Source organism: Blautia sp. HCP3S3_C4 (assembly GCF_052064095.1).
In the GTDB taxonomy this organism is placed as follows: Bacteria; Bacillota; Clostridia; order Lachnospirales; family Lachnospiraceae; genus Blautia_A.
Genome location: NZ_JBQHWF010000002.1, coordinates 267,770 through 280,231, shown reverse-complemented (window position 1 = coordinate 280,231; position 12,462 = coordinate 267,770). Strand labels below are relative to the sequence as shown.

Sequence of the window (12,462 nt, the reverse complement as noted above, 5' to 3'; positions counted from 1 at the left end):
CAGTTATTTCTGTACTTTCTTATTATACACATCAAGAATAGCATCTACAACCTGATCAATTCCCATTTCTGATGAATCAACAAGCACTGCGTCTTCTGCCTGTTTCAGAGGAGAAACTTCCCGGTTCATATCGCGTTCATCGCGCTGGATGATATCTTTGCGGATCTGGTCAAGATCAAATGGTTCGCCTTTCTGTTCATATTCCAGTGCTCTTCTTTTTGCTCTGGTATCGGCGCTGGCGGTAAGGTAGATCTTTACTTCTGCATTTGGAAGGATGGTTGTGCCGATGTCTCTGCCATCCATGACTACATCGTTTTTCTCTGCCAGTGTTCTCTGGAGCTTGAGAAGATGTGCTCTTACCTTTGCATTGGCAGAACTTTTAGATGCCATGTTCCCCACCTGCTCTGTGCGAAGCATGGAATTTACATTTTCACCGTTCAGAATTACGATCTGTTCTCCGTTCTTATATTCAATAGAGATATCAGCTCCGGGGCATGCAGCTTCAACTTCCTCCTGGCTGTCTCCATTTACCCCGTGATTCAGAAGATATAAGGCCATTGCCCTGTACATGGCTCCTGTATCCACATAGATAAATGATAATTCTTTTGCTACTTTTTTGGCGATGGTGCTCTTTCCTGCTCCTGCAGGTCCGTCGATGGCAATATTACATCCCATTTTCACGGTTCCTCCTGTTTCTATTATTGATCAATATTTATGAATCGCTAAATAACGCATAACCGAATCATATCATAAATATAATTTGCTTACAAGGTACTCATCCTCTGCCTATTTCTATAAACAAACAGCTGTTACTGTTCACTCCGTTCACAGTAACGTAGCCAAAATTCATTCCAGATTGCCTGCGGCAATGGAATTTTGGCTTGTATGTCTCGGGATTTTGGCATATTCATGCCAAAACACCTCGCGGAATAGTGGTGTGTGAACAGTAACAAACAGCTTACTGTATGGCCTGTGCTGCCAGATATGCAGTTGACCATGCAATCTGCAGATTGTATCCGCCTGTCACTGCATCCAGATCCAGCACTTCGCCTGCGAAGTAAAGACCTGATATTTTCTTTGATCCCATTGTTCCGGGGTTGATCTCTTTTACAGAGACACCGCCTCTGGTGATAATGGCTTCCTTGAATTCGCCCATTCCTGTGATTGTGAAGGGAAAGGCTTTTATAAGGTCAATAAAGTGCTGGCGTTCTTCTCGGGAGATATCGTGGATTTTCTTCTCTGCAGGGATACCGCCCAGCTCCAGCATTACCGGTGTCAGGGATGAGGGAAAAAGTACTCCTATCACGTTCTTGAACTGTTTGTTTGGTCCTGCTTCAAATTCACGCAGGATCCTGGCATCCAGTTGTTCTCTGGTGAGTGCCGGCTTCAGATCCAGATATGCGGACAGTTCGCCATTTGGTGCTTTCGCCAGTTTTGCACCAATGTGGGCACTGGCGGACAGGATCATGGGACCTGTGACTCCGAAATGGGTGAACATCATCTCTCCGAAATCCTCATAGAGTACTTTCTTTCCATTCTTTATGGTAAGTCCTGTATTCTTAAGGGAAAGTCCCTGAAGCTTAGGGACATAGTCTTCTTTTGTCTTTAATGGCACAAGGGAGGGAGCAATGTCCGTGACTTTCAGTCCCAGTTCTCTTGCGAAGCGGTATCCGTCACCTGTGGAACCGGTACTCTGATAAGAGAATCCACCTGTGGCTACGATGACTGCATCGCCTTCCATGAAGGTACCATCTGTAAGTATAACTCCTGTGATCTTCTCCTGCGGTATGTCAGATAATTTTTTTCCTTTTCTGCTTTTTCCTGCATCAGATCCTGATTCTGTTAATGCGGCTTCTGATTCAAGGGTATTTACGGAATCTGTTACAGGTTTCTTTACGATTTCCTGCACAGCAGTATGAAGATGAATCTTTGCTCCTGCTTTCTTCAGCTCACGCTCCAGAGCGCGGATGATGTCTGAGGAATGGTCAGACTGTGGAAATACGCGGTTTCCACGCTCTACCTTCAGAGGGACACCTGCTTCCGCAAAGAACTCCATTACATCCTGAGGGGTAAATGAATAGAAACTGCTGTAGAGGAACTTGGGATTGCTCATCATTGCAGGAAAGAGTTCTTCTGTGTCACAGGCATTTGTCACATTGCATCTGCCTTTTCCTGTGATGAATACTTTCTTTCCCAGTTTCTCGTTCTTCTCTAATATATGAACTTCATGATGGTTACGGGCTGCAAAAACCCCTGCCATCATTCCGGCGGCTCCGCCGCCGATTATTATAACTTTGCTCATGGAATATTCTCCTGTATTTATTTTACCCTGCAGATTGTCTATTTCATCATGGTTCCACGTCTCCGCTTCGCTACGATCAATATAGATATGTACCTCTGACATCATATACCCATTGGCACATTATATTCCCGGGTATCATATTCTTTCATAATAACGCAAAGGAGCCTGCTTACGCAAGCTCCTTTTTTCGTTTGGACATATTTAATTACTGATCAATTATACAGGATATGCTCCGTTCTTTTTGTCAGCTGCTTTTTCGTCAACTTTTGTTTTCTGAGCCTGACGGTATTTGAAGAAGTCCATAGCTACCTGTGGGAACAGTGCGTATGTTAATACGTCCTCATCCTGTTCCTTGTACTGAGCCATTTCGCTCTCAAGTTTCTCAAGCTCGTTGTCAAGAAGATCTGCAGGACGGCAGGTGATCGGTTTCTCATCGCCGATGCACTTCTTCTGTACTTCCGGATTAAACGGTTTTACAGTTGCACCGTATTTTCCTAACAGAATATCCTTTGTTTCTTTTGTAACCATTTTGTATCTCTCGCCCATAAGCACGTTGAATACAGCCTGTGTACCAACGATCTGGGAAGACGGAGTAACAAGCGGCGGTTCACCAAGGTCTTTACGTACACGGGGAACTTCCTCGAGAACATCGTAGAATTTGTCTTCTGCGTGCTGTTCTTTTAACTGAGAAGTCAGGTTGGAAAGCATACCGCCCGGTACCTGGTACAGTAAAGTCTTAATGTTAACACCAAGGTTCTTCGGATTGAGCAGTCCGCTGTCAAGAGCCTCGTCACGAATCGGACGGAAGTAGTCAGCGATTTCAGAAAGAAGCTTCTGGTCAAATCCTGTGTCGTATGGTGTATCCTTGAATGTCTCAACCATAACCTCTGTTGCAGGCTGGGATGTTCCCAGTGCAAATGGAGACATTGCTGTATCGATGATATCCACACCTGCTTCTACTGCTTTTAAGTAAGTCATGGAAGCTACACCTGAGGTGTAATGTGTATGAAGGTCGATCGGGATCTTAACGGTTTCTTTTAATGCTGTTACAAGCTCTGTAGCTTTGTTTGGAAGGAGAAGACCTGCCATATCTTTGATACAGATGGAATCAGCACCCATATCTTCAATACGTTTTGCAATGTCTGTCCAGTATTCCAGTGTGTAAGCATCTCCTAATGTGTAGGAAAGAGCTACCTGTGCATGAGCCTTCTCTTTGTTTGCAGCGCTTACTGCTGTCTGCAGGTTACGAAGGTCATTGAGGCAGTCAAAAATACGGATAATATCAATTCCGTTTGCAGCTGATTTCTGTACGAAGTATTCTACAACGTCATCTGCATATGGACGGTATCCAAGGATGTTCTGTCCACGGAAAAGCATCTGAAGTTTTGTGTTCTTAAAGCCGTCACGTAATTTACGAAGTCTTTCCCATGGATCTTCATGAAGGAAACGAAGGGATGCATCGAAGGTTGCACCACCCCAGCACTCTACTGCGTGATAGCCGACTTTGTCAAGTTTATCTACGATCGGAAGCATCTGTTCTGTGGTCATACGTGTTGCGATCTGGGACTGATGAGCATCACGGAGAATGGTTTCCACAATTTTAACAGGTTTTTTCTCTAATTCTGCCATTATTATATCTCCTTATATAATTCTGTTGATTCAATTAAATGCCGAAAATAGCCATGAATGTTCCGGCTGCTACGGCTGTACCGATAACACCGGCAACATTCGGACCCATTGCGTGCATCAGAAGGAAGTTTGTAGGATCTGCCTCTGCGCCCACTTTCTGGGATACACGGGCTGCCATAGGTACTGCGGACACACCTGCAGAACCGATCAGTGGGTTGATCTTTCCATGAGTCAGTTTGCAAAGCAGTTTACCAAGCATACATCCACCGAATGTACCGATTGCGAATGCAACAAGACCTAAAACTACGATCTTCAGAGTATCTACGTTTAAGAATGCTTCTGCACTTGTGGAAGCACCTACGGATGTACCCAGAAGGATAACTACGATATACATCAGGGCATTGGAAGCTGTTTCTGTCAGCTGTTTTACAACGCCGCACTCTCTGAACAGGTTACCAAGCATGAGCATACCAACCAGCGGAGCTGTTGTAGGCAGGATCAGGCAGACAACGATTGTGATAATGATCGGGAACAGGATCTTCTCCAGTTTGGAAACCGGGCGAAGCTGATCCATTTTGATCTTACGTTCTTTCTCTGTTGTGCAGAGCTTCATAATAGGCGGCTGGATGATCGGAACCAGTGACATATAGGAATATGCTGCCACTGCGATTGGTCCCATCAGAGCTGTCTGACCAAGTTTACCTGCAAGGAAAATGGAGGTCGGGCCGTCAGCACCACCAATGATGGAGATTGCAGCTGCTGCTTTTCCGTTGAATCCAAGGAAGATTGCCAGGAAGTAGGCTGCATAGATACCAAGCTGCGCTGCAGCACCCATCAGGAAGCTGATCGGGTTTGCGATCAGCGGACCGAAGTCTGTCATGGCACCTACACCCATGAAGATCAGGGATGGTAAAATACTCCACTCATCAAGGATGTAGAAATAATGAAGAAGTCCACCTACACCATTAGACATGTCTTCCGGGTTTGCCATAATGTCCGGATAGATATTTACAAGCAACATACCGAATGCGATAGGAACCAGCAGAAGTGGCTCAAATCCTTTCTTGATAGCAAGATAAAGGAATACGCAGGCTACTGCGATCATCAGGTAATTGCCCCATGTCAAACTGAAGAATGCTGTCTGGTGAATCAGGTTGGACAATGTTTCTGTTACATAAGACATTTGACTACCTCCCGTCTTAGTTCATTGTTGCTAAAGTATCTCCGTTTTCTACAGAGGCACCTTCTGCAACATCAATGCTTGCAATGGTACCGTCCTGAGGAGCTACTACAGGGATTTCCATTTTCATGGATTCAAGAATAACTACGCTGTCTCCGGCTTTTACTGCCTGTCCAACACTTGCTGCTACTTTGACAACCTTACCAGGTACGGAAGCAGTTACTTTTACTGCGCCGGCGCCTGCTGCAGGTGCTGCTGCTTTCGGAGCTGCTGCAGGTGCAGCCTTAGGTGCTGCTTTTGGAGCTGCTGCAGGAGCAGATACACTTCCTGTTTCTTCAACAGTTACTTCATATGCTGTACCATTTACTGTAATTGTATAGCTTTTCATTTTAAAATCCTCCTAAATAAATGACAATTATCTTCTATTTCTTTTTACTTTACGGATGGAACGAACTACGAAGCCGTCTGTTGTAGTTCCTTCTGCTGCTGCGATAGCTGCTGCAATAACAGCTACCAGCTCTCCGTCATCTGCAAGATTCTCTTCTGCCTGTACAGGAGCTGCTGCAATTACTGCTGCCTGTGCTTCTTTCGCTGCTTTTGCTTCTGCTGCTTTCTTTGCTTCCGGATTCGGGATGAAACGGAACAGAGAGATCAGAAGACTTAATAAAACCAGCATTACGAATACAGTTCCAACACCCATCAGAGTGTTAAGTCCGGCTCTCTGGAGAGTTTTGCCCAGACCATACTGTACATCTACAGACATGGAAACCGGTGTTCCTGTTGACTCAAAAACATATACAAAGTTTGCATTTGTTTTCTCAAATTTTACAGGGACAGTTACTGTATACTGATCATCTTTTAAAGTTACAGTTGTCTCGCCGTTGCTTTCCTTCTTCGCACCAAGTTCATCCTTGGAGGTCTGCCAGGACTGCATTGCGCTTGTAGTAAAGTCATCCCCTGTGTTCATGTAATTCTCGATGTCTGCATCCTTCAGTGCGACAATGGCATCTGTCAGACCCTCTGCAGTTGTTACCAGTGAGGTTTTTACAGATTCATCGATCTTATCAGCTGCAAATACCATGGAAGTACTTCCGATCACCAGTGCAGCCATTACAAGAAATGTCATGAATACAGAAGTTATTTTTTTGATCATTTTCATATGCGTCACCCCGCTTAAATCGTTCCGTGTTTCTTAGACGGACGATCTTCCCTTTTTGTGAACAACATCTCAAATGCACCGATTACATATTTTCTTGTGTCAGCCGGGCTGATCACAGTGTCAACATAGCCTCTTGCTGCTGCAGAAGCAACGCCATTCTGAAGCTCTCTGTACTGAGCAGCTTTCTCATTTAATTCAGCAGCATCTGCATCTGCATACATGATCTTGGCTGCCAGGGAAGCATCCATCATACCGATCTCTGCGTTATCCCATGCATATACAAGGTCTGCACCGATAGATTTGCTGTTCATTGCCACATAAGCGGTACCATAAGCTTTGCCGATGATCACATTTACCTTGGGAACAGTTGCATCTGCAAATGCAGCAACCAGTTCACCTACAGATTTTGCCATCATTTTCTCGCTGCATAAGGTTGCCATGAAGCCTGTAGCATTGGTAAGTGTAAGTACCGGGATATCAAAAGCATCACAGAATTTCACGAAATCTGCTGCTTTTCTTGCGCCTCTTGCAGAGATGCTTCCATCAAAGGTTTCTACTTTCTTGCCTTCTGCATCATATACTTCGCTTCTGTTTGCAACAGCACCTACTGTAGCACCGTTTAAACGGATGAAGCCTGTAACCATGTCTTTTGCATAGTCTGCTTTTGTCTCAAAGAATTCACCATTATCAGAAATCTGAGAAAGTGCGATTGCAGTGTCTCCTGCACAGTTTGCAAGGTCTGCGCATACACGGTTCAGATCATCTGTACACTCTGTATAGTTATCTGTATCTTCATTATTGGATGGGAGAAGTGATACTAAAGAGCGGATCTGGCCAAGAACCTCTTCTTCTGTACCAACACCATCGATCACACCTGTCTCTTTGCTCTGGAAATCAGCAGCTGCTGTATCACATTTGTCTGTGTTATTTCCTTCTAATGCATTTGGTGTGTTAACGAACATTTTTCCTTTTTTAGATTCCATAAATGTGAAATCTGTCAGGGACGGGATAACTGCCATACCACCGCCACATGTTCCGAAGATTGCTGTGATCTGCGGAATCACGCCGGAGGCCATTGTCTGTTTCAGATAGATTTCTCCGAAAGCTTCCAGTGCATCTGTTGCCTCCTGCAGACGGATACCTGCACAGTCAACCAGACCGATAACAGGAGCACCTGTTTTCATGGCAAGATCATAAAGTCTTGTGATCTTCTTGGCATGCATTTCGCCAACAGTACCATTTAATACGGATGCATCCTGGCTGTATACATAAACCAGTTTGTCATCAATGACACCATATCCGGTGATTACACCGTCAGATGGTTCTTTGTTTGCAGTCATGTTGAAATCTGTAGATCTGGCTGTTACGCTCTGACCGATTTCGACAAAACTGTTTGCGTCAAGCAAAGAAGTAATTCTTGTGCCTGCTAAGCTTTGTGTTGCATTACTCATTCTTGTTTGCCCTCCATCTTTATGAGAATATTTTAAAGTTAACCCAAAAATTTAGCCAATTTTAATTCTACCTTTTTTAACACAATATTTCAATATTTTTTTAGCATTTTTGTTAAAAAAATGGCAGAAATTGTGTTTCTTCCTATTTAAAATAGGTAATACAAATTAATATGACAATCCTTATGCAAATAAAAACTTTACAACAAAACATAAAAAGGAGTATTATAAATGCTGAAAGAATCTTAGAAAGCAATAAAAATATGAGGATAAAAAGATGAACACAGTTCAGGTAAAAAACACTGTGATCGGTGAAGGCAGACCTAAGATCTGCGTTCCCATCGTAGGAAAAACAAAAACAGACATTCTGGAAGAAGCCAAAAAGATCACCACTCTTCCTGTTGATGTGGTTGAGTGGCGTGTAGACTGGTTTGATGATGTCTTTACTACTGAGAAAGTATTAGAAACCGCCAAAGAGCTTCAGGAAGCCTTAAAAGATATCCCTGTTCTCCTTACATTCCGTACTTCCAAAGAAGGCGGCGAGAAGGAAATGTCTGTAAGTGATTATGCTGCTTTAAATATTGCAGCTGCTCAGAGCGGTTATGTAGATTTAATTGATGTAGAAGCATTTACAGGTGATGAAGTTGTCAAGACAATCATCAATGCTGCTCACGAGGCAGGTGTAAAGGTAATTGCTTCCAACCATGATTTCTTTAAGACTCCGGAGAAGGAGGAGATTATCCGACGCCTCTGCATGATGCAGGAATTTGGTGCTGATATCCCTAAGATTGCAGTAATGCCTACCTGTAAACAGGATGTTATCACACTGCTGTCTGCTACTCTGGAAATGTCTGAGAAATATGCAGATCGCCCGATCATTACTATGTCCATGGCTGGAACAGGTGTTGTCAGCCGCCTGACAGGTGAGACATTTGGCTCCGCTCTCACCTTCGGCGCTGTTTCCAAAGCTTCCGCTCCGGGACAGGTCGGTGTGAATGAGCTAAAGCAGGTGCTGGATATTATTCACAGCAGCCTGTGATCTGTTGATGAATGATGTGATATCAGATGTTATTCTTGCCTATTGTCGTCTGATATCACTTCTATCCAGCAGCAGATAATTCATATAGAGCGGAGTCTTTGTACCAGTTCTTCGCAGATTTCCAACGCGTTCTTGCCGTCTGTTTCGATGATGATGTCAGCTGCCGCCTCGTATTTAGCGCGGCGTTTCTCCATCAGGTCTGCAATGAACGGAACTGTCTTGTTGTTCTCAATCAGCGGACGGTCGTGATTGTCTTTAACACGGTCCAGGATTGTCTCCGGTTTCGCAGTAAGGAGAACAACCCGTCCGTTCTTCTTCATCTCCACTACATTGCACTCTCTCATAGGAGTACCACCGCCACAGGAGATCACCACATTGCTGCGGGACTGCATTTCAATAAGCAGATTTGTCTCAAGGTCACGGAAATACTGCTCACCGTATGTTTCGAAGATATCAGAAATACTCATTCCCTGTCTCTGGGCAATAATCTGATCCATCTCTACCACATCCATTGCAAATACATTCTTAAGGAAATCAGAAATTGTGGATTTTCCCGCGCCCATAAAACCGATCAATACAATATTATAGTTAAAAAGCTTTCTTGCCTGGATGCGTTTACTGTTGGTGCGGATGCAGTCAAATACATCGGCCACCTCATCTTTATGGCGTCTGCCTTCCATTCTGCCTTCCAGCCATTCTTTCTGCTTTGCTTCCTGCTCCGGCTGCAGGATCTGAAGCCCATTGGCTTCTTTATATGCCATAATGTCCTCTACGATTCTGTTTCGCATGATAAGGGCATCCAGGATGATCTCATCACACTGTCCAAGACTCTCTCTGAGTATTTCTAACTGATCCATATCTCTTTCCTCTGTCTTTCCTGTAATTTTTCTGTTAGAATTTATTATATCAATACCGTCTCAGCATTTCAACCCTTTAAACCATTAAATTATCCCTGATTATTTTCCGTTAATGGAAAAAGTCATGAAATACCTTTTCCGCATACCATTTAAAGCTGATCTTCTCCACGGATTTCTCTGCATAAACCGGATAAGCATCTATTAATTTCCCATCCAGATAATAGGCAATGCGGCCCAGCTTCGCCCCTGCAAGAACAGGTGCAGTGACTTTGGAGGGAATTTCCGTCCTGCAGGTTACGGTCTCTCCTTTTCTCAGAAGAATTTCTTTTTTCCTGTCCTCTGCCGTCACACTGCACTTTCCCCTCAGATAAACTTCCGCTCCCATATCCCAGTTATCTGCAGCCCCATCTGTCACCAGGATTCTTTTTGTCTGCGGCTCCTGCCAGTAAGTTTTATAATCAAAATTATAATCTCCAAAGCTCAGCAGTTTTTCTGTATCACTCCATTTATAGTTTTTATGGTTAGGCCATCCGCACCCCAGAAGACTGACGATAAATGTCCTGCCTTCCTTTTCCCAGGCACATACATAGCAATAACCCGCCTGAGAAGTATAACCTGTTTTTCCGGCAAGAACGCCCTCCATCCTGTCCAGAAGTGCATTTGTATTATGTACAGAAAAAGTTCTCTTTCCGGTAATCTCCGAAAATGTATAGTCTCTGGTCTGTGCAATGTGGAGAAATGTCCGGTTTCTGATGGCATATCTCATGATCAGAGCCAGATCTTTTGCAGTTGTATGGTGCTTTCCATTCTCATCCTCTGCATCCAGCCCATTAGGTGTGATAAAATAAGTGTCCTCACATCCTATCTGCTTCGCTTTCCGGTTCAGCATTCTGGCAAAGCCTTCCACTGTACCGCCGCAGTGCTCTGCAATTGCAACTGCAGTATCATTATGACTCTTAAGCATCAGGGAATACAACAGATCCTCCAGATAATACTGTTCCCCTTTCTGAAGTCCAAGCTTCACTTCTGACTGGGAGACTGCATTTTGAGAAACCTGAACATAATCATCTCCCGGTGCACTTTCCAACGCCACAATACAGGTAAGTACTTTCGTGGTGCTGGCATTTGCCAGAGGTGTTTCCCCATTCTTTTCATACAGTACTCTGCCAGAATCCCCGTCCATAAGAACAGCAGATAAAGCATACAGTTGCTTCGGCTCCTCTGCAACCGGCGTCATATCTACCAGCTGAGGTATTTCATTCTCCTCTCCCCGCACAAAAGCATAAGTCTGCGTAAACAACAATACCGCCGTCACAATAATGACAGCGGCAATATGCTTCATTCTCATATTCCACCTCACATGCTCAGAAATCTTATCTATAAGATAATTTATGCCTGCATGTCCGGAATATGACTATATCCGTTCAGAAAAAATATGTTCAGGGTACTGTCAAATCATCCATTATAAGTCCGGTTCCATCTGGCGCTCAGATGATAAGCCCCTTCCCTTAAGGTATAAAGCTCCTTCAGATATTCCACTGTCTCAGGAATGGCCTCTCTGTAAAGCCTCTCCAGCTCAGGCATAGGAGCCTTTGCCTGTTTTACTGCTTCTGCAGTCATAAAATGCTCAATAACCGAGCCTGCAGATTTTCCGCCAAAGCTCAGAAGTTTCCCTATGATCCGGCGCTTTCTGCCATGATCATCGCATACCATAAAATTGGTCAGAAGCTTCATCATTTTGACAGAAATATAAATATTTACTGTTTTCACCAGAGGCATCGCCCTGTGGATCACTCTGGCATATTCCATCCTTGGCACAATACCACAGGCTGGATAATAATGATCCGGATCTCTGCCGGTTTTCTCCATAAGCACACGGTCAAATTCTTTTTCTAAAACAATGTGGGGAATCACTCCCTCTTCTGCCATCCGGTTCACATAAGGATGGCATGCAGAATCAAGCATATAATGGCATCCAAAACCCAGAAGATATGCCAGAAGCGCTTCATCCTTATTTCGGCGCACCTGACTCATTCCCTCTTCAAAAAAAACCTTTGCCTTCTCTCTGTGCATGTCAATTCCAAACTGAGTGACCGGATTTTTGGAAACCATATAATAAAACAGAATATCCGGTCCATGAAGTCCGATCCTGTACAGATCTCCATGTCTGCGGATTAGTCCCTTCATATCCGACGGCAATCTCCTGTACACTTCTCTTCCAAACAAATCATGTGCATATGTGGTTGGCATAACTGTTCCCTCCTGATCTCTGATCATATATCCAGTTTCAGCTGGACCTCTTCTTCTGCCTCTGCCTTAAAATCCTCTACCTTGACCGGATCCGGCATAGGCAGTTCATCCAGATCCTGTACTCCGAAGCTTCGCAGAAACTCCTCTGTGGTTCCAAAGAGAATCGGCTTTCCCGGTGCATCCAGTCTTCCCAGTTCCCTTACCAGATTATATTCTACCAGCTTATTTACTGCATGATCACATTTTACACCTCGGATTTTCTCTAGTTCTGCCTTTGTCACAGGCTGTTTATATGCAATAATAGAAAGGGTCTCAAGCATTACCTCTGTAAGTACCGGCTTCTGGGGATGAAGGGCAATATTGATCAGATATTCATAATATTTCTTTCTGGTACACATCTGATAGGAATCCCCCAGTTCTATGATCTGGATTCCTCTTTCCTCCTGCTCATACCGGTCCATCATATTGTGAATGAGCTTCTCCGTTGTTTTGGTGTCCATATTAATCGCTTTGGCTATACGGGACAGCTCCACCGATTCTCCCATTGCAAAAAGGATCGCCTCGATGGCTCCCTCTAGTTCTTTCATTTTCACTGAAT

General features: G+C 44.1%; 12 protein-coding genes. 1 reads left to right on the top strand and 11 read right to left on the bottom strand.

Annotated elements, in window-relative coordinates:
* Window positions 1-3: 3 nt before the first annotated feature.
* The 7 genes from cmk to ACTNC6_RS03170 all read right to left on the bottom strand — a co-directional run bounded on the left by cmk (window position 4) and on the right by ACTNC6_RS03170 (window position 7,721).
* On the bottom strand, window positions 4-675 hold the full coding sequence (gene cmk, locus ACTNC6_RS03200; RefSeq protein ID WP_173742554.1) for a (d)CMP kinase: 672 nt from the start codon (window positions 673-675) through the stop codon (window positions 4-6).
* Between the two features lie 283 nt (window positions 676-958).
* On the bottom strand, window positions 959-2,302 hold the full coding sequence (locus tag ACTNC6_RS03195; protein ID WP_441043190.1) for an NAD(P)/FAD-dependent oxidoreductase: 1,344 nt from the start codon (window positions 2,300-2,302) through the stop codon (window positions 959-961).
* Window positions 2,303-2,518: 216 nt separating this feature from the next.
* Complete coding sequence (locus ACTNC6_RS03190) at window positions 2,519-3,931, bottom strand: oxaloacetate decarboxylase subunit alpha (protein WP_008704465.1); 1,413 nt, start codon at window positions 3,929-3,931, stop codon at window positions 2,519-2,521.
* Window positions 3,932-3,965: 34 nt separating this feature from the next.
* Entirely contained in the window at window positions 3,966-5,114 is a 1,149-nt protein-coding gene (locus ACTNC6_RS03185; RefSeq protein WP_441036429.1) for a sodium ion-translocating decarboxylase subunit beta, read from the bottom strand.
* A 16-nt stretch (window positions 5,115-5,130) separates the two neighbouring features.
* Window positions 5,131-5,499, bottom strand: coding sequence for a biotin/lipoyl-binding carrier protein (locus tag ACTNC6_RS03180; protein WP_008704467.1), 369 nt, complete (start codon window positions 5,497-5,499; stop codon window positions 5,131-5,133).
* Window positions 5,500-5,526: 27 nt separating this feature from the next.
* The gene (locus ACTNC6_RS03175) at window positions 5,527-6,270 is read right to left on the bottom strand and encodes an OadG family transporter subunit (protein ID WP_441036432.1); all 744 of its coding nucleotides are present in this window, start codon (window positions 6,268-6,270) and stop codon (window positions 5,527-5,529) included.
* A 14-nt stretch (window positions 6,271-6,284) separates the two neighbouring features.
* Window positions 6,285-7,721 carry an acyl-CoA carboxylase subunit beta gene (locus tag ACTNC6_RS03170; RefSeq protein WP_441043189.1) on the bottom strand — a complete coding sequence of 479 codons (1,437 nt, stop codon included), beginning with the start codon at window positions 7,719-7,721 and terminating at the stop codon, window positions 6,285-6,287.
* 274 nt (window positions 7,722-7,995) lie between these two features.
* Here ACTNC6_RS03170 and aroD point away from each other — a divergent pair, with 274 nt between their 5' ends.
* Window positions 7,996-8,757: a type I 3-dehydroquinate dehydratase gene (gene aroD, locus ACTNC6_RS03165; protein ID WP_441043188.1), complete on the top strand. Its 762-nt coding sequence runs from the start codon at window positions 7,996-7,998 to the stop codon at window positions 8,755-8,757.
* Between the two features lie 80 nt (window positions 8,758-8,837).
* On the opposite strand, the gene ACTNC6_RS03160 is transcribed toward aroD, so the two are convergent.
* The 4 genes from ACTNC6_RS03160 to scpB all read right to left on the bottom strand — a co-directional run bounded on the left by ACTNC6_RS03160 (window position 8,838) and on the right by scpB (window position 12,457).
* Complete coding sequence (locus ACTNC6_RS03160) at window positions 8,838-9,614, bottom strand: shikimate kinase (RefSeq protein ID WP_441036438.1); 777 nt, start codon at window positions 9,612-9,614, stop codon at window positions 8,838-8,840.
* A gap of 109 nt (window positions 9,615-9,723) precedes the next feature.
* Window positions 9,724-10,956 (bottom strand): D-alanyl-D-alanine carboxypeptidase family protein, encoded by a 1,233-nt coding sequence (locus ACTNC6_RS03155; protein WP_441036440.1) that lies wholly within the window; start codon window positions 10,954-10,956, stop codon window positions 9,724-9,726.
* Between the two features lie 113 nt (window positions 10,957-11,069).
* The gene (locus ACTNC6_RS03150) at window positions 11,070-11,864 is read right to left on the bottom strand and encodes a zinc dependent phospholipase C family protein (RefSeq protein ID WP_441043187.1); all 795 of its coding nucleotides are present in this window, start codon (window positions 11,862-11,864) and stop codon (window positions 11,070-11,072) included.
* 23 nt (window positions 11,865-11,887) lie between these two features.
* Window positions 11,888-12,457 carry an SMC-Scp complex subunit ScpB gene (gene scpB / locus ACTNC6_RS03145; protein ID WP_173742563.1) on the bottom strand — a complete coding sequence of 190 codons (570 nt, stop codon included), beginning with the start codon at window positions 12,455-12,457 and terminating at the stop codon, window positions 11,888-11,890.
* Window positions 12,458-12,462: the final 5 nt, after the last annotated feature.

Excerpts from the sequence above, each read along its gene's own strand:
- aroD (WP_441043188.1), top strand. The coding sequence starts at position 7,996 with ATGAACACAGTTCAGGTAAAAAACACTGTGATCGGTGAAGGCAGACCT.
- ACTNC6_RS03195 (WP_441043190.1), bottom strand. The coding sequence starts at position 2,302 with ATGAGCAAAGTTATAATAATCGGCGGCGGAGCCGCCGGAATGATGGCA.
- ACTNC6_RS03160 (WP_441036438.1), bottom strand. The coding sequence starts at position 9,614 with ATGGATCAGTTAGAAATACTCAGAGAGAGTCTTGGACAGTGTGATGAG.
- ACTNC6_RS03185 (WP_441036429.1), bottom strand. The coding sequence starts at position 5,114 with ATGTCTTATGTAACAGAAACATTGTCCAACCTGATTCACCAGACAGCA.
- ACTNC6_RS03180 (WP_008704467.1), bottom strand. The coding sequence starts at position 5,499 with ATGAAAAGCTATACAATTACAGTAAATGGTACAGCATATGAAGTAACT.
- ACTNC6_RS03190 (WP_008704465.1), bottom strand. The coding sequence starts at position 3,931 with ATGGCAGAATTAGAGAAAAAACCTGTTAAAATTGTGGAAACCATTCTC.
- ACTNC6_RS03170 (WP_441043189.1), bottom strand. The coding sequence starts at position 7,721 with ATGAGTAATGCAACACAAAGCTTAGCAGGCACAAGAATTACTTCTTTG.
- cmk (WP_173742554.1), bottom strand. The coding sequence starts at position 675 with ATGGGATGTAATATTGCCATCGACGGACCTGCAGGAGCAGGAAAGAGC.
- ACTNC6_RS03175 (WP_441036432.1), bottom strand. The coding sequence starts at position 6,270 with ATGAAAATGATCAAAAAAATAACTTCTGTATTCATGACATTTCTTGTA.
- ACTNC6_RS03150 (WP_441043187.1), bottom strand. The coding sequence starts at position 11,864 with ATGCCAACCACATATGCACATGATTTGTTTGGAAGAGAAGTGTACAGG.
- ACTNC6_RS03155 (WP_441036440.1), bottom strand. The coding sequence starts at position 10,956 with ATGAAGCATATTGCCGCTGTCATTATTGTGACGGCGGTATTGTTGTTT.